Source organism: Flavobacterium bizetiae (assembly GCF_024271895.1).
Classification (GTDB): Bacteria; Bacteroidota; Bacteroidia; order Flavobacteriales; family Flavobacteriaceae; genus Flavobacterium; species Flavobacterium bizetiae.
In genome coordinates this window covers 2,321,904-2,345,167 of record NZ_CP091861.1, presented here as the reverse complement: position 1 = coordinate 2,345,167, position 23,264 = coordinate 2,321,904, and the positions used below count along the sequence as shown (strand labels likewise).

Sequence of the window (23,264 nt, the reverse complement as noted above, 5' to 3'; positions counted from 1 at the left end):
GATTTCCATAAAATATAACTTATTGAGCTGATTACATTTGATACATTATAAATTAAAAAAATTAAATATGGCAAATTGTATACTTTGTTCAACAGAACTTAAATTCATGAATACCCCAACATTTGGCTCTGGAAAATTAAATGACAGTAGCATTGTTTGTACAAGCTGTTTTAAAAAAATAAACAATGTAAATCCTAAAGTAGCATTTAAACTTAAAAATTACTCTTTAAATGATATCCAAAACTTACTAAATGAGAAAATAAGTAAGAATGAGTATGGTAACTCACGTCTTGATGAAATTAAAGAACAAATATTAAAATTAACAAATGGTTCAATCTATCTTGGCAAGCGAGAAATAAATGAACTACCCGAAATATTAGCGAGAACTGAAGTTATTGACAATATTGCACAAGGTACTTATAACAATGGTCAAGGTATTTTAATTTCTACAAATAGAAGATTAATATTTATAGATAAAGGTATCTTATATGGATTAAAAGTGGAAGATTTTCCACTGGATAAAATAACATCAATACAATATGAAACGGGGCTACTTTTGGGAGGAATTAAAATTTATACCTCTGGAAATATTGCTAAAATTGAAAATGTCGAAAAATCAATTGCTAGAAGTTTTGCTGAATTTGTTAGAGATAAACTTTCTCAAGATAAAGAAGTCGGTAAAAATATTATTTCAGAACCTAATATTCTAGATCAATTAGAAAAGCTAGCAAAACTAAGAGAAAATGCAATACTATCAGAAGATGAATTCAATGAACAAAAGAAAAAACTATTAGAGAAATTATAGAGTTAAAAAAATGTTCCCCATCTATCTTTTAAAATCCCCAAAAGCTACACCAAAAGTTGTAGCTTTTTTTATATCCCCTAAGAAGAACTTTTTTTAAAATCGCATAAAAAATCATTAAACAAAACAACAATATATTCTGAGATTTTATTTACTTCTTTTGTTTCTTCATTGCTAAACGGTCGTTATTTCATCCATTTATCAAAATTCACAAACAAACAACAAACAGCACAAAATCAGTAATTTACATTAAAAAATAATTTAAAATATAAATTTAACAAGAAAAAATTACTGATTTGTAAAACTATATTATTTTTTTATTAAATTTATAAAACTGAAAATTGATTCCGAAATGCAAACATTTTATTAACACTTGTTCACTTTTAAAAAAAGAACAATAATCGTCCCCAAACGATTATTAATAGTACAAAATAAAACAGAAAGAGACTTTTTATAAGGCACTAAAAAACACCAACCTACTAATCCGAAAATTTATGTCTAAGAGTCCTTTTTTTAAGAACATACGTTTCCCTAATGTTTTTGTTCTTCTTGTAATTGTATTTGTTTCCTGCGCCTTACTTATCTGTATCAATTTTTTTACGATAAAAATATTATCTGCTAATCGCGCGTATGCGAACGGAGAATCGCATTACTCAAAAGGACAAAAAGACGCTTCCAGACACCTCATCACTTATCTTTATACTAAAGATCAGAATCAGTGGAAATTATATTTAGAAGAATTAGAAGTTCCGCAGGCCGATGGTATTGCCCGAAAAACACTTTTAAAAGTGGGCGATAACAAAGTCGCCAGGGAAGGATTTTTAATTGGCCGAAACCATAAGGATGATTTAGACGATCTTGTTTGGCTTTTTGTCAATTTTCAGCAAGTATCTTTTTTAGCAAAAGCTATTGACGAATGGGGTCAGGGCGACGAACTTATCTTTAAATTATTTATCGTAGGTCAGGAAATAAATGCACATATAAAATATAATTTGTTAACTCCGGAGAGTCAGAAAAAATTTTTAGACCGAATTAGCGTAATCAGCGATAAACTTACCATTAACGAACGTAACTTTTCAAATACTTTAGGTGAAGGAACACGCAAAATCAAAAACTTACTGATTATTACTAATATTGTTTTTATTCTAATTATTGTATTAAGCGTGTGCTCCTATTATTCTATAATGGTAAAACGATTGCTTGTTTCTAAAAAAGAAATTGAGGTTAAAAATGAAAATCTGATTATAGTAAATCGCGAATTAGACCGATTTGTTTATAGTGCTTCGCATGATTTGAGGTCTCCTATAACATCATTAAAGGGTTTAATAGAAATTACGCAATTAGAAGATGATATTGACCAGATAAGAACTTATTTAGGTCTTATGCACAAAAGCCTGACGAAACAAGATCAGTTTATAATCGATATTATAGATTATTCTAAAAACAAGCGAAAACAAGTTGTTATGGAACCTGTAAGTTTACAGGAATTATTTAATGAAGCTATCTCGCAATTGATGCATATCGAAAACGCGAACAGAATCACTTTTACTCAGGAATTGCTAGTAGATCAAATTCAGAGTGACGGATTACGTTTAAAAATTATTATTTCAAATTTACTTTCGAACGCCATAAAATATGCCGACATCAACAAAAAAGAAATGTTCATTAGCGTTAAAACATATTTTGATGAAGGTTATAATAAAATAGAGGTAAGCGATAACGGAATTGGAATTAAAGAGGAATATAAGGATAATATTTTCGAAATGTACTTTGGCACAAATAAAAACAAAGGTTCCGGATTAGGGCTTTATATTGTAAAAGAAGCGGTAGAAAACATACAGGGAAACATTTCGGTATTTTCTGAAAGTACTATTGGAAGCAAATTCGTTGTAACAATACCTAATTAGTATGCAACTTAAACCTGTATTTCTGGTAATTGAGGACAATTTAATTGATCAGCTTGTGATTACTCAATTATTAACGAAGGGAATGCAGATTGAGCAAATTGTAATTGCTAATAATGGCAAAGAGGGAATTGAGTGGCTTACCACTCAAAAAAAGAATCAATCGCTAATTATTCTATTAGACATACAAATGCCAATAATGAATGGTTTTGAATTTCTGGATGCTTTTCATAAACTAAATAAAGAGATCAAGAGAGAAACTCAAATTTATGTTCTTTCATCAACCTTAGATCCTGAAGAGCTTGAGCACATTAATAAAAATGATTATGTCTCAGGATTTTTAAACAAACCTTTTCCGATTGAGGAATTTAAAAGAAAATTTAGCTGAAATTTTATTTATTGTAAAATGCGGTTTACCTGCGAGAAGGATCTTTGATAATAAGGTTCTTTTGTAGAAGAAATTATCACACCGCCATGAGTTGAAGAATGTACAAATTTAATTTCTCCATCAGCAACTTCAACTACCATTCCTACGTGGTTGATATGGCGTCTTCCGTTTGTTTTAAAGAAAATTAAATCTCCTTTTTGAGCTTCTTCTGTCCCAACTTTTACGCCAACACGAGATTGCTCTATAGAACTTCTTGGTAATTTTATGTCAAAATTGTTGAATGTGCAAATCATTAATCCTGAACAATCAAAACCAGCTTTTGTGGTTCCTCCTGATCTGTAACGCGTTCCTATATTTTCGGTTGCATTTACAATTAATTGATTTACTAAATCAGAATGATTGCTTACTCTAAATACCGTAGCAGTATCTCTTTTAACTTCTGAATTATCAGCTACCTGAGTTGGCGTTGACAAGTTAGTATTGATTTCCGGAGTGGTTTGTATACCTGCGGCTGCATCAGCCTTTTCTTTTGTAGTATGAATTTTTAATACGTAACCCACAGGCAATTTACCTTTGATAAACGGGTTTTGCTTTTCTAGCTCCTTAACCGTTATTCCGTATTTTTTAGCAATCGCAAATTTTGTTTCTTTTGGCTGTACCTCAACTACTACTTCAACATCTGACGTTGCAGGAATAATTTCTGGTTTTGCAGCTTCTGTATTTTGAGTTGTCTTTTCTGAAGTTGCGACAGCATTTTCTGTAACCTGAGTTTGAGATGCAATGGCAGCATCTTTGATTTGCTGATCGGCTTTTTCTTTTGAAGTTCTAATTTTTAGAAGATAACCTACTGGTAACTTTCCTTTTATAAATGGGTTCTGCCTCTCTAATTCTGCTACCGTTATTCCGTATTTTTTGGCAATAAGATATTTTGTTTCTTTTGGCTTGACCTCAACCACCACTTCTACATCTGTCGAAGAAATTATTTCGGGTTTTTCTGTTTTCTGATTTTTCTTGGTATTATCTGTCGATGCAATCGCATTAGACGGAATATTAAGTTTCTGTCCTATTTTTAAATCTTCACTTTCGAGTGTTGGATTTGCTTTTTTTAGATCATCAACAGAGATATTGTATTTTTTGGAGATTGCCCAAAGATTTTCTTTTTCCTGTACTTCGTGCTGGCCTGAATTTGATGTTGCTGCAGGAGTTGTATTGGCAGCGATTTCAGTTTTCTTTACAGTATTCTTTTTGTTCGTATTCGGTATTAAGAGCACCGAATTTAATTTTAAAACTTTAGGAGCATTAGGGTTGGCGTCTTCAATGTCTTTCGTTTTGACACCATATTTTTTAGCAATTACAGATAGGTTTTCTCCTTTTGATATTTTGTGCTTGATAAACTTTTCCTGAGAAAAAACACCGACACTGAAAAAAAACAATACTATAATTAATCTAAAAACCATACCTATTAAAGTTTAATGAATACTTTGTTAAGTTAAGACAATATTTAAACTCAAAAAAAGCAAATATATTACCTAAAAGGCGAATTTAACTTTTTAATGTAAAAGATACACGTTTTTTAACAACTAATTTACCCTGAATTAAACATCTTAGAATGAAAATTACGCCAACTCTTTGAAATCAGGCTTTTTAGAAATAAATGATTTTATTTCAGGAAAAGTGTGTTTCGGAAGAAAAATAGAATGTAAAATCTCTAATTTCAAAATAAGTTCTTGTCTATAACTGATTCATTTTTCTCCCTGATTTATCAGAAATTGAATTATTTTTCTTTCAAGCAAGACTCTCGGCATAAAAATTGTGCGAATATTTTTCAGAATACCATTTTTATTTCTTGACCAAAAACCAAACTTAATCTGAAAACAACTTGAAAAAACTATTACTCTTTCTTATTTTTTTTCCTTTATTATCTATTGCTCAAAACATCAACGGAACTATAGTTTCGACAAACACTAATCTTCCTCTTGAAAATACGAATGTGTTTGCTTTATCCAGCAAAGTCGGAACAATATCGGATGCAAATGGTAAATTCTCTTTACAACTTCTTGCAAAATACAATAGCGATGAAATATTAGAATTTTCGCATATTGGTTATACTACCAAAAGAATTTCTTTGAGCTATTTCATAAAGCAAAACTTTATAGTTTCGCTTGAAGAAAATATTGAAAATTTATCAGAAGTAATTATTGCTGGTGACCACAAATTACAATCCAAGCTTTCGTATACTAAACTGACTTCTTCAAAACATCTTATCTTTTCATTTGGGTCTATTTTGCAAGATGACAAAATTTATATTAGTGGCGGAGATGCTTATCCTGAAATCAACCACCTTGAAAAAGCGCGAGCAGAAAAAGCTGATATGGATATGGTGAAATTTTTAAGTGAAGCGCAATACACTTCGGCTAAACGACATTATAAACAAGACCTTTGTATATATGACATTAAAACTGACACATGGGAAATTTCGAAATTAAAACTTCAAAACAGGGCCTATCATAACATTCATTTTTATAAAAATTCGATTTATATCCTAGGCGGGAAAAAAATGTTTGTCAATAAAATCAGTAGTTGGGAATATTTGCAAGATAAAATTGAAGTTTTAGATCTCGAAAAACAAACTATTAAAATAGACAATACAAATCCGCATCAGGCTGCTGATTTTGCTTCTTTTACTTATAAAGATAATATTATTGTAATGGGAGGTTCTGTAAAAGCTACTGAAGCTGGCGTAAAAGAGTTTACCGATAAAGTCCACTTATATAATATCTCTTCTGGTTATTGGTACGAACTTGCACATATGCCAACAGCAAAAGAAAATACAGGAGTTTTGGTTGATGATAAAATTTATCTTCTTGGCGGCAACAACGGAAAACCAATTTCTCAAATGGAAAGTTTTGATTTAGTAACAGAAAAATGGCAAACGGAAGGAGAATTATTCTCTCCGTTAGAAAGACCTGCCATAACGTATCATGATAATATTATTTACTTTTTTGAGGATCAAAAAATGTACGTTTATAACTTAAAAACAAAACAATTAAAAGAATATGAAATTGAATTACCAATGAAATATTCGGCTATGCATTATTACAACAATAAGTTATATATTTTAGGTGGTCGTATTGATAACAGCTTTTCTAAATTACCTTCTTCGAAAGTATTTAGTATTGACATCAATGAATTTGAGATTACAAAACCTACTAGATCGAGGAATTTATCACAAGAAACAACTGTAGCAAAAAGACAGGATTAGGAAACCTGAAAACAAAATTTCTTTTTGAAAACGAGTGCCCTAGCCCAGATAGAAGCGGCATCCTTTTATTTTTTTTCTTTAAAAAAATAAAAGATATAGCGGATAGCTGGATTAGCTCCTAAACAACAATAAAAAAAAACGCCCTGTTTACACAGAGCGTTTTTAGTATAATTAAATCTTAAAGATTAAGCTTTTCCGGCAGCAATTAAGTTTAATGCTGAACCTGCAACGAACCAGCCAATCTGACCTGCGTTGTAGGTATGGTTTGCCAGGATGATATCTTTTGTACCATTTGCATGAACGAATTCTAACGTTAATGGTTTTCCGGGAGCAAACTCGGTTAAATCAGTAAAGTTGATGGTATCGTCTTCCTGAATTTTATCGTAATCAGCTTCGTTAGCGAATGTTAATCCTAAAAGTCCTTGTTTTTTAAGGTTTGTTTCGTGAATACGGGCAAAAGATTTTACCAATACCGCTTTAACACCCAAGAAACGTGGCTCCATTGCAGCATGCTCACGAGATGAACCTTCGCCATAATTGTGATCTCCCACAACGATAGACGGAACTCCAGCCGCTTTATAAGCACGAGCTACAGCAGGAACAGCATCGTAAGTACCTGTTAATTGATTTTTAACGGAGTTTGTTTTTTGGTTGAATGCATTTACAGCACCAATCAACATATTGTTAGAAATATTATCTAAGTGTCCGCGGAAACGTAACCATGGTCCGGCCATAGAAATATGATCTGTTGTACATTTTCCGAATGCTTTGATTAAAAGTTTAGCACCAGTAATGTTTTTACCATCCCACGCATCAAACGGAGCTAATAATTGTAAACGCTCTGATGTTGGACTCACCACTACCTGAACTCCTGAACCGTCCTCTGCAGGAACCTGGAATCCCGGATCTTTTACATCAAATCCTCTTGGAGGCAATTCGTCTCCTGTTGGCGCTTCTAGTCTTACTTCTTCTCCATCTTCGTTGATCAACGTATCTGTTAAAGGGTTAAAACCAAGATCTCCCGCAATAGCCATAGCGGTTACCAATTCTGGCGAACCTACGAAAGCTAAAGTATTTGGGTTACCATCTGCACGTTTTGAGAAGTTACGGTTGAAAGAGTGAACGATTGTATTTCTTTCTTCTTTCTCTGCCCCATCTCTGTCCCACATACCAATACATGGTCCGCAGGCATTAGCAAAAACAGTTGCTCCAATTTTTTCGAAAGTATCGATAAATCCGTCTCTTTCGATTGTATAACGAACAACCTCTGAACCCGGAGTAATAGTGAATTGAGATTTAGTTTTTAAATTTTTAGCACTTACTTGTCTTGCCAAAGAAGCTGCACGAGAAATATCTTCGTAAGAAGAGTTGGTACATGAACCAATTAAACCTACCTGAATTTGTAACGGCCAGTTGTTTTTGATGGCTGTTTCTTTCATTTTAGAAATTGGAGTCGCTAAATCCGGAGTAAAAGGTCCGTTTAAGTGTGGCTCTAATTCTGTTAAGTTGATTTCGATAACCTGATCAAAATATTGTTCCGGGTTAGCGTAAACTTCCGGATCTCCGGTTAAGTAAGAAGCTACTTTATCTGCAGCATCGGCAACATCGGCTCTGTTTGTAGAACGTAGGTAACGACTCATAGAATCATCATAACCAAAAGTTGAAGTTGTAGCTCCAATCTCTGCACCCATATTACAAATTGTTCCTTTACCAGTACAAGACATAGAGGTTGCACCTTCTCCAAAATATTCAACGATTGCACCAGTTCCTCCCTTTACAGTAAGAATACCGGCCACTTTAAGGATAACATCTTTAGGAGCTGTCCATCCTGATAATTTACCAGTTAGTTTAACTCCAATTAATTTAGGGAATTTCAATTCCCAAGCCATACCAGACATTACGTCTACAGCATCAGCTCCACCAACACCAATAGCTACCATTCCTAAACCACCTGCATTTACAGTGTGAGAATCGGTACCAATCATCATTCCGCCTGGGAAAGCATAATTTTCAAGTACTACCTGGTGAATAATCCCTGCTCCTGGTTTCCAGAAACCTATTCCGTATTTATTAGAAACTGACGACAAGAAGTCGAAAACTTCGTTACTTTGTGTTTTTGCTCGCGCTAAATCTGTTGCAGCATCAACTTTTGCCTGAATCAAGTGATCGCAGTGAACCGTTGTTGGTACTGCTACCTTAGCTTTTCCGGCGTGCATAAATTGCAATAATGCCATTTGAGCAGTTGCATCCTGACATGCGACACGATCGGGCGCAAAATCAACATAATCTACTCCTCTACCAAACGCCTGAGTTGGTTTTCCGTCCCAAAGGTGATTGTATAAAATTTTCTCTGTCAATGTAAGTGGACGACCAACAATCTCGCGTGCTTTATCAACACGATCCGGCATGTTCTCATACACTTTTTTAATCATTTCAATATCAAAAGCCATAAGTATAATTGTTTTTGTTTTTTATATTTTGAACATACCAAGTTACAAAAAATAGAGGAGCCAGAAAAGAAAAAGCCTGAGTTTATCGACTCAGGCTTTTTATATATAATGATTATAACTAATCGTAAATTACATTACTAACAGTTTATGAGAAGGTGCAAACCTAGTTAAGCTAATACCATCTACTGCAGCAGTATATTCAGCAAGTGTAGGAGTTCTTCCTAAAATTGTAGATAAAACTACTACCGGCGTAGAAGAAAGTAATGATTCTCCTTTTTTACCTTCAGTATCTTCTACAACTCTTCCCTGGAAAAGACGTGTTGAAGTTGCCATTACAGTATCTCCTTTTGCTGCTTTTTCCTGGTTCCCCATACAAAGATTACATCCTGGACGCTCTAAGTACAACATGTTCTCATATTCAGTACGTGCAGCTCCTTTTGGTGCAGCATCGTTGAATTCGAAACCTGAATATTTTTGTAAAACTTCCCAATCACCTTCGGCTTTAAGTTCGTCTACAATGTTATATGTAGGTGGCGCAACTACAAGTGGCGCTTTGAACTCAACTTTACCGTGAAGATCCTCTATATTTTTAAGCATTTGAGCTAAAATCTTCATATCTCCTTTGTGAACCATACAAGAACCAATAAATCCTAGATCTACTTTTTTCTCTCCTCCGTAGAAAGAAAGAGGTCTGATAGTATCGTGAGTATATCTTTTAGAAACATCCACATTGTTTACATCCGGGTCAGCGATCATAGGCTCGATAATCTGATCAAGATCAACTACAACTTCAGCATAATATTTCGCATTTGCATCTGGAGTAAGGGCTGGTTTTTCAGCTGATTTAATCTCTGTGATTCTCTTATCTGCTTTATTGATCAATCCTTGAAGAACTTGTTTTTCATTGTCCATTCCTTTATCGATCATGATCTGGATTCTACCTTTTGCAATCTCTAGAGATTCAATTAAAGTATCATCTTCAGAAATACAGATAGAAGCTTTTGCTTTCATCTCTGCAGTCCAGTCTGTAAATGTAAATGCCTGATCTGCTGTAAGAGTACCAATGTGAACCTCGATAATTCTACCTTGGAATACATTTTCTCCACCAAACTTTTTAAGCATTTGAGCTTGTGTAGCATGAACCACATCACGGAAGTCCATGTAGTCTTTCATTTCTCCTTTGAAAGTTACTTTTACAGATTCAGGAATTGGCATTGAAGCCTCTCCTGTAGCCAATGCAAGCGCAACTGTTCCTGAGTCAGCCCCAAAAGCAACACCTTTTGACATTCTTGTATGAGAGTCACCACCAATAATGATCGCCCACTCATCAATTGTAATATCGTTAAGTACTTTATGGATTACATCGGTCATTGCGTGGTAAACTCCTTTAGGGTCACGTGCAGTAATTAAACCGAAATCGTTCATGAATTTCATCAACTTTGGAATATTAGCCTGCGCTTTTTTATCCCATACTGAAGCTGTGTGACATCCTGATTGGTAAGCACCATCAACAATTGGCGAAATTACTGTAGCTGCCATAGATTCTAATTCCTGAGCAGTCATAAGACCAGTCGTATCCTGAGAACCTACAATGTTTACTTCTACACGAACATCTGAACCTGCGTGTAAAACTTTACCCGGAGATATACCAACAGCGTTTCTATTAAAGATTTTCTCTACAGCTGTAAGTCCTTGTCCTTCAACAGAAATTTCTTTTGACGGAGCAAATACAAGAGGAGCTTCGATATCTAAAATTTTAGCCGCTAATGTCTGAAGCTTTTTACCAAATACAATTGCATATGATCCTCCAGCTTTTATAAATTCCATTTTCTGTGGCGTGAATGCCTTAGAAATGTCAATTAATTCTTTATCACCATTATAAAGCTTCTTAGTTTTTGTATTGATCGTTAATACAGTACCAGTAGCAACAGAATATGCTTCTTCTAAGATTGGCTCATTGTTTTCATTACGAATAATGTTTCCTTCTGAGTCAAGCTTTTTTACCCAGTTTTTAAGGTCTAAACCAATACCACCTGTAACGTCAACAGTTGTTAGGAAAATTGGAGAAATTCCGTTTGTTCCTGCAACGATTGGAGCAATATTAATAAACGGAACATATGGACTTGCTTGTTTACCTGTCCAAAGTGCTACGTTATTTACTCCTGACATTCTGGATGAACCTACACCCATAGTCCCTTTTTCAGCAATCAACATAACGCTAGCGTCAGGATGTTTTGCCTGTAATGCTTTGATTTCCTCTTGCGCCTGAGGAGTAATCATACATTTACCATGAAGTTCACGGTCAGAACGTGAGTGCGCCTGGTTACCCGGAGAAAGTAAATCTGTAGAAATGTCTCCTTCACCAGCGATATAAGTAACTACTTTAATTTCTTCTACTACTTCTGGCAGTTTTGTAAAAAACTCTGCCTGAGCGTAACTTTTAATAATATCTATAGCAATCGGATTGCCTTCTTTAAATGCTTCTTTTAAGCGATCTGTGTCTGCCTCATAAAGGTAAACTTGTGATTTAAGTACATTTGCAGCTTCTTTTGCAATAGAGGTATGATCACCAAGTGCTAAATCTAAAAGCACTCTGATTGAAGATCCACCTTTCATATGCGATAATAACTCAAAAGCAAATGCAGGAGTTATTTCTTTTACTTCGAATTCACCGAGAATAATTTCCTTTAAAAATTGAGATTTCACACCAGCGGCACTAGTGGTTCCCGGTACAACATTATAAATAAAAAAGTTAAGAGAGTCTTCTCTGTACTCGTTATTCACATCTTTAATTTGTTCAATGATTTCGCTTAATAATTCAGCTCCATCAATTGGTTTCGGGTTAAGCCCTTGACCTTTTCGTTCTTCAATCTCTTGGATGTAATCCTGATAAATATTCATAATAAAAGTCTTTTCTAGGTATTTTATTTTTTTTGTACGCAAATTTAGGTATTAAAGCCGACAATTAAAAAAAATATAATAGAAGTCGCCTTTTCAAAAATTATTATTGCTAAAAAACGATTTTCACTGCTTGTTTTTGTCAAAATATCAATTTTGAATAAAAAAAATAAATAATTGATATTTTAAAATCTTTTCTTTAACAAAGTCGGAATTTGCTGTTATAAATGAAGTCAGATTTTACCTCTATTTTAACAAAGAACGTTTCTAAATAAGCAATTATAACGATATAGTTACGCTGCAAGACGTCTTTTTCTTCCCGATTTTTAGAAAACCCAATTCTTCAATATTCCATTTTTTTCCAGTTTAAAAAAAATGAAATAAAAAACTTGTAATTCAAATTCTTTTATAACTTTGTAATTCAAAGTGCTTTTAAATAAATACAACTATGAAACACAAATCAAATAATTTAGAATATTATACTCAAAAACCGGGAGTAGGAATTAGTTTAATCGTAACACTGTTTAGCAGTCTTTTTTTAATTGGAGCTCTTTTTTGTAAAGAATCGGAATATAATAGCTATCAAGGAATTGCCTTCTTAAGTCTTATATGCGAATTTATATACGGAGTTGGTGTTTTTTTTATACTTCTTAGAAACAAAGAAACTTACATTCACCTAACTCCTTTCTTAATCCTGAACTGGCTTATTGGTTGTTTTTCTTTAAATGTTTTTATACCTGTTTTTCAGGATCTTCCTACATGGGTCTACTTTACAACTGTGGCTTTTTGTGTCTCTAATTTTTTCATCTATAGCAATTCAGACGAAAGCAGAAGCACTTCGATTGCTTTTTTCATCAATGGCTTATCATTTTTGCTTATCTTATATTTCGCTATATACCTCATACCTATTATGCCATTCTCTTTTTTAGGAATTATAGCTCTAGGATTAGGTTTTTATGGCTTAGTTCCTGCAATTGTCATTATTATACATACCATTACAATTCTTCGATACATTAATAGAGATAAAAATTATGTTGTTTCTTTTAGCGGAGGTATTTTAGTCGTACTAATTAGCCTGGCGGTCTTTACTGCAGGATTAAATATCGAAAGCAGAAAAATAAACCAATTTGGCCGAATAAATTCATTCGATCAAAATAATGAGCTACCTTATTATATCTCGATTTCTCAGAATTTAAAACCTAATTTCTTCAATGAAATTCTGCTAAAAAAAGATCTCGTATATACTCCCCTTCCCGATATATTTGATTTTAGAACTTTTGATTCCTTTGGCAGTAAACAATTTAATGAGCGAAAAATTCATAATCCGTTTATATCTATTGCTTATTTATTTTGCAAAGACCTTAATCTGGATAATGATGATAAAATAAACATTCTGAAATCAAATTTTGACAAACGATTAGAAACAGAAGAGCAATTATGGAGTGGTAAAGATTTATTTACCAAAAGCATTAAAGAAGATGTAAAAATTTATCCGGAAACACGGTTGGCTTATACCGAAATTACAATGAATATTGCCTCCGAAAAAGATACACGTGGACAAAAGGAGGCTATTTATTCTTTCCAATTGCCGGAAGGTTCTGTTGCAACATCTTTATCCTTGTGGGTAAACGGAACTGAACGAAAAGGAGTTTTGACTACGAAAGAAAAAGCTAAAGCGGCATACAAACAAATTGTCGGTGTAGAATACCGCGATCCGTCTTTAATGCAATGGAAAGAAGGAAACAAAGTTGTTGTGAGGGTTTTCCCGATTAACTACAAAACGCCACGTACTTTTAAATGCGGTTTTACAACTCCGCTAAAAGTAGAAGACAATCAAATGAAATACCAAAGTCTTTCTATAAAAGGTCCAAACATTTCTAATGCCGAAACTACATCGAGAATTCAAACTGTTGGAAATACAAAAATTGAAACCAGCAAAGATTTTGAATTGAATAAAGGATATTACATCAATCAATCGAAAGGATTAGATGATTGGGAAGCTCATATACCATTAACGAAAGTTTCTAATTCATTTGCATGGAAAAATAAAATTTATGAAGTTAAGGATATTCAGAAAACAACTATTCCGTTTAAACCTTCAGAAATTATATTAGACTTAAACAGCAGCTGGACAACGAAACAAATAGAATCTTTTGTAGAATTAAACAAAACGAATCTGTTTGTTATTGTAAACGGAAAAAAGAAAGAGATCAATAAAGACAACTTTAAAGCTATCGAATTAGAGTTTGAAGATCTTCATTATTCGCTATTACCTCTTTATGAAATTTCAAGAAACAGTTTAATCATTACCAAATGCGGTACGTTTTGTGCCAATTTTGAAGAACTTGAAGATTCTAATTATTTAAAGAAAATAAGAACAGAAACAAAGGACAGAAATTTAAAAGTAATTAATATTTCACCTGATATCAATCCGTTTTGGCAGACTGTAAAAGAACAGAAATACGTAGATTTTTTTCAGACGAGTTTAAAAAACAGTTTAGATCTCATTCATAAAAAGCAATTTGTTTTATTTAAGACAGACACCAATACAGTAAATATAGCACCGGCGAATATTTCGATTACAGAAAGTCCGCAAACGAGTGCCATTAAAACCAATGGTCCGAATCATATTTACAGAATGTATGCTTTTGGAAAAGTATTAGAAGAGCAGGTTAAAATTCAGAATGATTCTTTGGTACAAAACCAATATGTCGATCTGGCCAAGGACGCCAATATTGTAACACCAATCTCTTCTTTAATTGTTCTTGAAACTGATGAAGATTATAAAAATAACGGGATTGAAAAAAATGTAGATACTTTAGGAAATGCCTCTATCAACAATGACGGCGCTGTTCCTGAACCACACGAATGGCTATTGATTATCCTGGGATCTACAATACTTTTCTTTTATTACAAAAAACACAAAAAGCAAACTATTTAATGAAGCTCCTATTTCAATACAAAAATGCAATTGCTATCCTGATTTTGATTTGCTTATTGGTATTAAACTCCAATATAGTGCTGTCAGGTCTTGATAGCAATCTTTTCGGGATTGTATTTTCGATCGTATTATTTCTTATTGGGGGTAGAAAAACTTCATTTAATATGAACTACCCTCTTTTAGGATTAATAATTCTATTAGAATTTATAAGCTATCGTTTGCATACCAAATCTTTGCATTTTTTAGCACTGTCCTTATTTGCATGCTTTTTATATTACAATCTTACCCGAAAATTCTCGTTTATTGCTTTTATCTGTATCTTTTTATTCTCCTCGATTTTCAATACGTTTTTTGATTACTTAACGGTCGAAATCAAGCAAACACTTTGTTACGGAGTTTATCTGACTTTAAAAAACTTTCTTCCGATTACTAAAATAGAAGGCGTTAATTTTTATATCAATAATGCAAAAATTACCATCGACACGGCTTGCATGGGATTGTCTATGTTTAAAACCGGATTACTTGTTGGGGCTTTTTTGTTGACTTTAGAAGAACGAAAACAACAAAAACTTTTTAGTATTAAACAAATATTCCTGTTTTGCTGTCTTATAATTGCATTGAATGTTATCTCGAATTATTTCAGGATCATCACTCTAATTTTATTAAACTGCACTCAGGAGAATACGCCTCATCATACTATCGGATTACTTTGTTTTATATTCTATCAAATTATCCCAATACTGTTCTTCATTCGTTTCTTTAAACCTAAAAACGAAGAGACGACAATCGAAAAAACTTCTTCTTCTTTTATTTTCTTTCCTATAATACTAGGAAGCTTAATGCTACTGATAACTAGTTTAGAAATCAAAAAAGAATTGAAACATGATTTACTCGAAAAGCTAAATCCTGCTTATAATATTAAGAAGGGAAAATGGATTAATAATGAAGTTTTTAAAATCGCTACTCCTGAAAAGCTTATTTATATTAAAACTCCATCGCACAATCCTTTAATTTGCTGGACAGGAACTGGCTATAAAATTATAGAATCGAAACTTATTTCTTCAGACAATGAAAGAATATGGCAGGTAAAAATGGAGAAAAACAACATTCAGTATTTTTCGTATTGGTGGTACGAATGTGAGGGTAAAAAATACACGTCTCTTGTAGAAGTACTTTTAATCAAACTTTTTCACAATAAATCTGTCCGACTCGTAAATGAGACCAGCATTACAAAATTGCTATAAAAAAGCCTGATCATATTTGATGATCAGGCTTTTTTTTATTCGATGACTTATTACATCAGCTTTTCGATAATAATTTCTTCTGTTATTCCTTCAGCGTCTGCTTTGTAGTTTTTAATAATTCTGTGGCGTAGTATTCCGGTTGCTACTGCTTTTACATCTTCAATATCGGGTGAGAACTTACCATTAAAAGCCGCATGTGCTTTTGCTGCCAAAATTAAATTTTGAGATGCTCTTGGCCCTGCTCCCCAATCCAGATAATTCTTTACAAAATCATTTGACAATGCATTATCAGGACGCGTTTTACTTACCAAAGTTACCGCATATTCAATCACATTATCGGCTACAGGAATTCTACGAATCAAATGCTGAAAATCGATAATTTCCTGTGCCGTAAACAACGGATTAATCGTTGTTTTAGCATCAGATGTTGTACGTTTTACTACCTGAACTTCTTCTTCAAAAGTTGGATATTCTAATTTAATAGCAAACATAAAACGGTCTAATTGCGCTTCCGGCAAAGGATAAGTTCCTTCCTGCTCAATTGGGTTTTGAGTTGCTAAAACAAAATAAGGTAAATCTAATTTATAATTTTGTCCGGCAATAGTAACGGAACGTTCCTGCATGGCCTCAAGTAAAGCTGCCTGCGTTTTTGGAGGTGTTCTGTTTATCTCATCTGCCAAAATGATATTCGAAAAAATTGGCCCTTTTATAAATTTAAAATGTCTGTTTTCATCCAGAATTTCACTTCCTAAAATATCAGACGGCATTAAATCCGGCGTAAACTGAATTCTCTTAAAATCTAAACCTAAAGCCTGAGACAAAGTATTTATCATTAAGGTTTTTGCCAATCCCGGAACACCAATTAAAAGAGCGTGTCCCCCTGAGAATATACACAGTAATATTTGATCTACAACTGCATCCTGGCCTACAATGATTTTTGCTATTTCGGTTTTTAATTCATTTCGCTTTTGAACTAAATTATGAATTGCTGCTACGTCAGACATTTAGATATGTTTTTTAAATTGAAAAGAGTTAGCTTTATGAATTCATAAAACTAACTCTTTTTATTTATTTAATAAAAATTATTTTTTCAACCAATTGTACACAAAGTTACAATCTCTGTACTCTCCAATAATTTTAATGTAAGTATCTTTTATTTTAGTATCAAACCACTTTGAAATCGTTGTGATTTGTTTTTCTTTTAATGCTAATTCTTTAATCTTAGTATAATCTTTAGCGTAATCAGCAGTATGTGCGTCAATTCTATTCGTGATCGTAATTAACTTATACGTCTTCTTACCTTTATCATCTGTATTTAAAATTGGCTGAGAAACTTCGTTATCTTTTAGATTAGAAACCTGGCTGTATAAGGTTGGATCCATTTTAGTCAACTCAAAACGTGTATCCTGAGTATTAGGGTTTATCAATGTTCCACCGTTTGCTCTTGTTTCCTTTTCATCAGATTCTGTTCTTGCAGCTTCCGCAAAAGTAATTTCTTTGTTTTCTATTTTATTTCTGATGTTCGTGATTCTTTCTTTAGCATCTTTCAATGCTGTTTCAGAAACTGTAGGCGCAATTAAAATATGACGTAATTCAACTTCTTGTCCTTTTATTTTGTCTACCATAATAATATGATATCCAAAATTAGTCTTAAAAGGCTCTGAAATCTCCCCTTCTCCCAAACTAAAAGCAACGTCTTTAAATTCTTTTACAAACGGAGTTTTTCTGGTCATTTTATAAAAACCTCCATTTGGCGAAGATCCCGGATCCTGCGAATACAAAACTGCTTTTGTAGCAAAACTGGATCCTTCGAGAACATCTTTTCTAATAGCGTTTAATCTGTCCTTTACCTTTTGCTCGTCTTCTGCCGAAACTTTAGGTTCTACCACAATTTGCGCTACTTCCATTTCTGCTCCAAAAGTTGGCAATTCATCCTTTGGTATTTTCTTAAAGAAATTACGTACTTCTTCCGGAGTAATTTCTACGGCATCAACAATTTTCTTAGTCATTTCAGAAGCTAATTTTTGCTCTTTTAAGATGTCTGAAAAATAAGTTTTAAACTCTTCTACCGAGTTTTTTTTGTAATAAGCAACTACTTTATTGATGTCTCCTACCTGTTGAATCATATAATTCAATCGGTCATCCATCATACCTCTTATCTCTGCATCACTTACCACGATACTATCTTGAATCGCCTGGTGTGCGTATAATTTATCTTCTAAAAGTTTACCAAGCATCTGGCATCTTGTAATATCTTTTGTAGAACCTCCTGATGCAGTAATTTCTAAATATGCTTTATCAATATCTGAATCTAAAACAATATAATCTCCTACATTGGCAATAATACCGTCAATTTTTTGCTTCTGTCCAGATAATTGTAGTGGCTTCTGGATCACAGTATCTTTAATAATTTCCTGAGCCGAAATGATGGAGTTGAAAAAAAATAAAAAACACATTGTCAACACTAATTTGTAATCAATTGTTTTTAACTGTAATTTTTTTAATAACATTATTTTAAATTTAATTTGAATGTAAAGATCTTGCTTTAGAATTTCGTTTTAAACCACAATCACTTTAAATGTATTTCCCGGATATTGTATTGAAAATACTAAATAATTAAGACCTAGTTCTTTTTAACTTATAACGAACAAAAATAACAATTCAATTACATAATACAACTATCAGCTATACTATTAACAAAAAATTATAGGGATGATAGCTGAATTTCCCGCAGAGAAGCAGTTTCTATGAGATTAATCTCTTTAAAAAATGTCCGTAATCCTTGCCACGACGCTCACAAAGACAGATTTACTTTAAAACTTTACAGAATTTAAAAGAAGGAACTTTTGCGCGAATAAAAAAAGTTATCAATACTACAACGTTTTCGTGATATAAATATTTTCCTATAAAAACGAACCAAATCAAAAAACATATACTTTAGATGAATAATTGATAATTATTAAGTATTAAAATTACGAATAGACATTACAAAACGCTTAATAAATATCAAATTATAAACTTTATTATCTAACCTAAACCAAATCTACATTATGAAAATACCAATTGTAAAAATTTATTTACTTGCCGCAATTACTACTTTCTTGTATTCTTGCTCGCAAAATGAAACAAATGAATTAGACCCAAAAGCTGATAGTCAGCAATTTGAAATTATTAATGTAACGCATCACGACGGAAAACCTTTTAGTACAGGAACTTCGAATTCGTCATCTACAGGAAAATATGTAGACAATCCTGGCGGCGGCGTAATGATGCAGGCTTTTTATTGGGATGTTCCTGCGGGAGGAAATTGGTGGAATACTGTAAGCAGTAAAGTTACCGCATGGTCGAATGCAGGAATTGGATCGATTTGGCTTCCGCCAGCTTCTAAAGCGCAAAATGGTGCTTTTTCTATGGGATATGATCCAACGGATTATTTTGATTTTGGAGATTATAACCAAAATGGTTCTGTTGAAACCCGCTTTGGTTCAAAAACCGAATTGGTAAGTTTGATTACTAATGCTCATGCCGAAAACATGAAAGTCTATGCCGATATTGTGATTAATCATAATAGCGGTGGACAATCTGAAACGAATCCGTTTACAGGAACCAATACCTGGACAAATTTTAGCGGAGTTGCCTCAGGAAAATTTACCCGTAATTATAATGACTTTTATAAAAATAGCTACGGTAACAATGACGAAGGCGCTTTTGGTGGCTTCCCTGATTTATGCCATGCAAATCCTCACGTACAGGATTGGTTATGGTTACGAGCTGACGGAGTAGGTAAATATTATAAAAACACCATGAAATTTGATGGCTGGAGATTTGATTACGTAAAAGGATTTGGCGCATGGGTTGTAAATGCATGGAATGCTAATGTAGGTGGTTTTTCGGTTGGTGAATTATGGGATTCGAATGTAAACGTCTTAAATGACTGGGCTAATAATGCCAACAGTTCGGTTTTTGATTTTGCTTGTTATTATAAAATGAACGACGCTTTCGACGGAAATAATCTTGCCTTACTAAACGACGACATGATGTGGAAAAGAAATCCGTACAAAGCGGTAACTTTTGTTACGAATCATGATACTGATGAAATTTACAGCAAAATGCTTGCTTACTCGTATATATTAACTCACGAAGGATATCCAACAATATTTTACAGAGATTACGAAGAATGGCTGGATAAAAACAAACTGAACAATTTGATCTGGATTCACAACAACAAAGCGACTGGTACAACTTCCATTTTATATTCTGATAATGATGAATATGTAGCGAGAAGAAACGGATATAACGGAAATCCTGGATTAGTTGTTTACATTAATAACTCTGATACTTGGCAGGAAAGATGGATTCAGACCAATTGGGCCAATACTCAAATTAAAGATTTTACAGGAAACTCAACCTGGTATCCAACGACTCAGGCAGACAAATGGGTAAAAATACAATGTCCTCCAAGAGGATATTCAATTTGGTCAATTAATCAGTAATTTTAAAATGACTATTTAAGGCTGTTGCAAAACAGCCTTATTTTTTTTCAAAAAAGAATCTTCACCTAAAAAAGACTTCCCAAATTAAGAAGTGAATATTTTTATTAAGCCGTAATTAATAGTACTTTTGCAACCTATTTATACGAAATATGAGCTTTTTAAAAGAAATACAACGCAGAAGAACATTTGGAATTATATCGCATCCTGATGCCGGTAAAACAACTTTAACAGAGAAGTTACTGTTATTTGGAGGTGCAATTCAGGAAGCTGGAGCTGTAAAAAACAATAAAATTAAAAAAGGAGCAACGAGTGATTTCATGGAAATCGAACGCCAAAGAGGTATTTCGGTTTCGACATCTGTACTTGCTTTTAATTATAAAGAGAAAAAAATCAACATTCTTGATACTCCGGGACACAAGGATTTTGCCGAAGATACTTTTAGAACTTTAACGGCTGTTGATAGCGTTATTGTAGTAATCGACGTTGCAAAAGGGGTTGAGGAACAAACAGAAAAATTAGTAGCTGTTTGTAGAATGCGTAACATACCGATGATTGTTTTCATCAACAAATTAGACCGTGAAGGAAAAGATGCTTTTGACTTAATGGATGAAGTAGAACAAAAATTGGGTCTAACGGTTACTCCTTTGAGTTTCCCGATTGGTATGGGTTATGACTTTCAGGGAATTTACAATTTATGGGAGCAAAACATTAATATTTTTAGTGGAGACAGCCGTAAAAATATTGAAGAGACAATTGCTTTTTCAGACGTTCAAAGTCCTGAATTAGAAAAAATAATTGGGCCAAAACCAGCGGATAAATTACGTGAAGAATTAGAATTAATTGATGAAGTATATCCAAAATTTGACCGTCAGGATTATTTAGACGGAAAATTACAACCTGTGTTTTTTGGTTCAGCTTTAAATAATTTTGGAGTTCGCGAATTGTTAGATTGTTTCGTTACGATCGCTCCGTCTCCTAGACCAAAAGATTCTGAAACTCGTTTGGTAGATCCTACCGAAGAAAAAATGACTGGATTTGTGTTTAAAATCCACGCCAATATGGATCCTAAACACAGAGACCGTTTGGCTTTTATTAAAATTGTTTCAGGAACTTTCGAAAGAAACAAACCTTACTACCACGTTCGTCAAAAGAAAAATTTAAAATTTTCTAGCCCGAATGCCTTTTTCGCTGAGAAAAAAGAAATCGTTGATATTTCGTATCCTGGTGATATTGTAGGTTTGCACGATACAGGAAACTTTAAAATTGGTGATACTTTAACCGAAGGTGAAATCATGAGTTTCAAAGGGATTCCTAGTTTCTCTCCGGAGCACTTTAGATACATCAATAATGCTGATCCTATGAAAGCCAAACAATTGGACAAAGGTATCGATCAGTTGATGGATGAAGGTGTTGCTCAGTTGTTTACTTTAGAAATGAACAACCGTAAAGTAATCGGAACTGTTGGAGCGCTTCAATATGAGGTTATTCAGTATCGTTTAGAACATGAATATGGCGCAAAATGTACGTATGAAAACTTCCCGGTTCATAAAGCGTGTTGGGTAAAACCTGATGATGCTAAAAATGATGAATTTAAAGAATTCAAGCGTATCAAACAGAAATTCCTGGCTCATGATAAATACGGTCAATTGGTATTCTTAGCTGATTCTGACTTTACGATTCAAATGACTCAAAATAAATATCCAAGTGTGAAGTTATTTTTTACTTCAGAATTTGATTAATATTTCCTTTAAAGGAAAAACATATAAAAAGGCTGTCTAAAGTAATTTCGACAGCCTTTTTTATTTTCATCAATTTAAAAATACTATTTATAGTTAATTCCTAATCCTCCGGCAATCATAATTCTGGTAAGTTCTCCTTCCGCAATAATTATATCTCTTTGTAATACTTTATTAGTAACGGCTTCGATAGCAAAAGGTATTTCTTTTGAAAGATAATAATCGTCTCCGGTAATAGTAATGATAAGAGTTTTATCGCTTTTGAAAACTTTTACAGGAATAGAAAATTCTCCGGTTTTAGCATTTATTCTAAATGTTTTTTCTGAACCATTAATTGAAAGAGTCAGGTTTGGATACATTTTACGATCAAATGGTTTATGTGTTATGTCTTCTAGCAATTTTCCCTTTACTGTTATCAATAATTCCTGTCTAACAACATTGTTCTGCGCAACTTTCCCCACTAAATAATGACTTGGTTTTGGACAACTTACTTCAGTTTTAATAGGTGTTTTTTCTTGTCCGGAAACATTTGAAGCTAATAAAATTGATGCGGCTACTGCTGCGTATTTCAGGTTATTAATTTTAGACCTTTCATTATGTTCAAACTCCTGGTCTAATTGTGTTACCCTCAAACGTGCACAAATATTGGTATCTTTTGTTTCTGCAATAAATTTAGCTACTTCAGAGTTCGTTTTTTTGCTTAAATCGATTACATTTTTAGCACATGAATTGCAAAATGAACCTGTTGCATTGGGAATCATTTTATTAAAATTTTCAGAACAAGGACTTGCTATTTCTAAGGTGAATTTCTTTTTCATATTGCACTTTTTTAAGTTAAGATCTTTTTGCAGATGCTTATTACTTATATAGAGTACATTTTTGATAAAAAGGTTGGGAAGAGCATAAAATTATTTTCTATTTTGAATTTTAATCATTTCAAAATCAGAAAAATCAGGACATAAAAAAAGCGCTAATGTATCATTAGCGCTTTTTTTTAATTTGAATTAATGCAACCTTAATAGTTTATTATATCCAACAAATTAATCCCTTTTATAAGGAGAAACCAATTTAGAATAATAAATCGCGAAAAAGAAATTTAGCCGACGAAAGTGATATTAAATCGGTTAAACGACATTGTTTGATTTA

The 23,264-nt window shown here is 33.1% G+C and carries 14 protein-coding genes; 8 read left to right on the top strand and 6 right to left on the bottom strand.

Translation table 11 applies throughout. The annotated features are described in order from the left end of the window. Positions 1-67 precede the first annotated feature (67 nt). From L0669_RS10320 to L0669_RS10310, 3 genes are all read left to right on the top strand, one after another. Positions 68-805 carry a PH domain-containing protein gene (locus L0669_RS10320; RefSeq protein ID WP_263763237.1) on the top strand — a complete coding sequence of 246 codons (738 nt, stop codon included), beginning with the start codon at positions 68-70 and terminating at the stop codon, positions 803-805. Between the two features lie 491 nt (positions 806-1,296). Beyond that, entirely contained in the window at positions 1,297-2,709 is a 1,413-nt protein-coding gene (locus L0669_RS10315) for a sensor histidine kinase (RefSeq protein ID WP_263763235.1), read from the top strand. 1 nt (position 2,710) lies between these two features. Next, positions 2,711-3,094, top strand: a complete 384-nt coding sequence (locus L0669_RS10310; RefSeq protein WP_263763233.1) for a response regulator — start codon at positions 2,711-2,713, stop codon at positions 3,092-3,094. 8 nt (positions 3,095-3,102) lie between these two features. Here the strand turns inward: L0669_RS10310 and L0669_RS10305 are convergent, their stop codons facing one another. After that, entirely contained in the window at positions 3,103-4,551 is a 1,449-nt protein-coding gene (locus tag L0669_RS10305; RefSeq protein ID WP_263763231.1) for a peptidoglycan endopeptidase, read from the bottom strand. Between the two features lie 422 nt (positions 4,552-4,973). Between L0669_RS10305 and L0669_RS10300 the strand changes: the two genes are divergently transcribed. Beyond that, positions 4,974-6,356, top strand: coding sequence for a Kelch repeat-containing protein (locus L0669_RS10300; RefSeq protein ID WP_263763229.1), 1,383 nt, complete (start codon positions 4,974-4,976; stop codon positions 6,354-6,356). Between the two features lie 185 nt (positions 6,357-6,541). On the opposite strand, the gene L0669_RS10295 is transcribed toward L0669_RS10300, so the two are convergent. Together L0669_RS10295 and L0669_RS10290 are read right to left on the bottom strand one after the other, a co-directional pair. Beyond that, positions 6,542-8,806: an aconitate hydratase gene (locus tag L0669_RS10295; protein ID WP_173969905.1), complete on the bottom strand. Its 2,265-nt coding sequence runs from the start codon at positions 8,804-8,806 to the stop codon at positions 6,542-6,544. Positions 8,807-8,935: 129 nt separating this feature from the next. Then, entirely contained in the window at positions 8,936-11,707 is a 2,772-nt protein-coding gene (locus L0669_RS10290) for a bifunctional aconitate hydratase 2/2-methylisocitrate dehydratase (protein WP_263763227.1), read from the bottom strand. 445 nt (positions 11,708-12,152) lie between these two features. Here L0669_RS10290 and L0669_RS10285 point away from each other — a divergent pair, with 445 nt between their 5' ends. Together L0669_RS10285 and xrtN are read left to right on the top strand one after the other, a co-directional pair. Beyond that, a complete protein-coding gene (locus L0669_RS10285) occupies positions 12,153-14,645 on the top strand; it encodes an XrtN system VIT domain-containing protein (protein ID WP_263763225.1) in 2,493 nt (830 codons plus the stop codon). Continuing rightward, positions 14,645-15,889 (top strand): exosortase N, encoded by a 1,245-nt coding sequence (gene xrtN, locus L0669_RS10280; RefSeq protein ID WP_263763223.1) that lies wholly within the window; start codon positions 14,645-14,647, stop codon positions 15,887-15,889. The genes L0669_RS10285 and xrtN overlap by 1 nt, the downstream gene beginning before the upstream one ends. A 50-nt stretch (positions 15,890-15,939) precedes the next feature. On the opposite strand, the gene L0669_RS10275 is transcribed toward xrtN, so the two are convergent. Together L0669_RS10275 and L0669_RS10270 are read right to left on the bottom strand one after the other, a co-directional pair. Next, positions 15,940-16,893, bottom strand: a complete 954-nt coding sequence (locus L0669_RS10275) for an AAA family ATPase (protein ID WP_263763221.1) — start codon at positions 16,891-16,893, stop codon at positions 15,940-15,942. A gap of 78 nt (positions 16,894-16,971) precedes the next feature. After that, a complete protein-coding gene (locus L0669_RS10270) occupies positions 16,972-18,399 on the bottom strand; it encodes a peptidylprolyl isomerase (RefSeq protein ID WP_263763220.1) in 1,428 nt (475 codons plus the stop codon). A 540-nt stretch (positions 18,400-18,939) separates the two neighbouring features. Between L0669_RS10270 and L0669_RS10265 the strand changes: the two genes are divergently transcribed. Both L0669_RS10265 and L0669_RS10260 read left to right on the top strand, forming a co-directional pair. Then, positions 18,940-20,382, top strand: coding sequence for an alpha-amylase (locus tag L0669_RS10265; RefSeq protein ID WP_263763219.1), 1,443 nt, complete (start codon positions 18,940-18,942; stop codon positions 20,380-20,382). A gap of 149 nt (positions 20,383-20,531) precedes the next feature. Beyond that, on the top strand, positions 20,532-22,121 hold the full coding sequence (locus L0669_RS10260) for a peptide chain release factor 3 (RefSeq protein ID WP_263763218.1): 1,590 nt from the start codon (positions 20,532-20,534) through the stop codon (positions 22,119-22,121). An 83-nt stretch (positions 22,122-22,204) separates the two neighbouring features. Here the strand turns inward: L0669_RS10260 and L0669_RS10255 are convergent, their stop codons facing one another. Beyond that, positions 22,205-22,936, bottom strand: coding sequence for a hypothetical protein (locus tag L0669_RS10255; protein WP_263763217.1), 732 nt, complete (start codon positions 22,934-22,936; stop codon positions 22,205-22,207). Between the last annotated feature and the right edge of the window lie 328 nt (positions 22,937-23,264).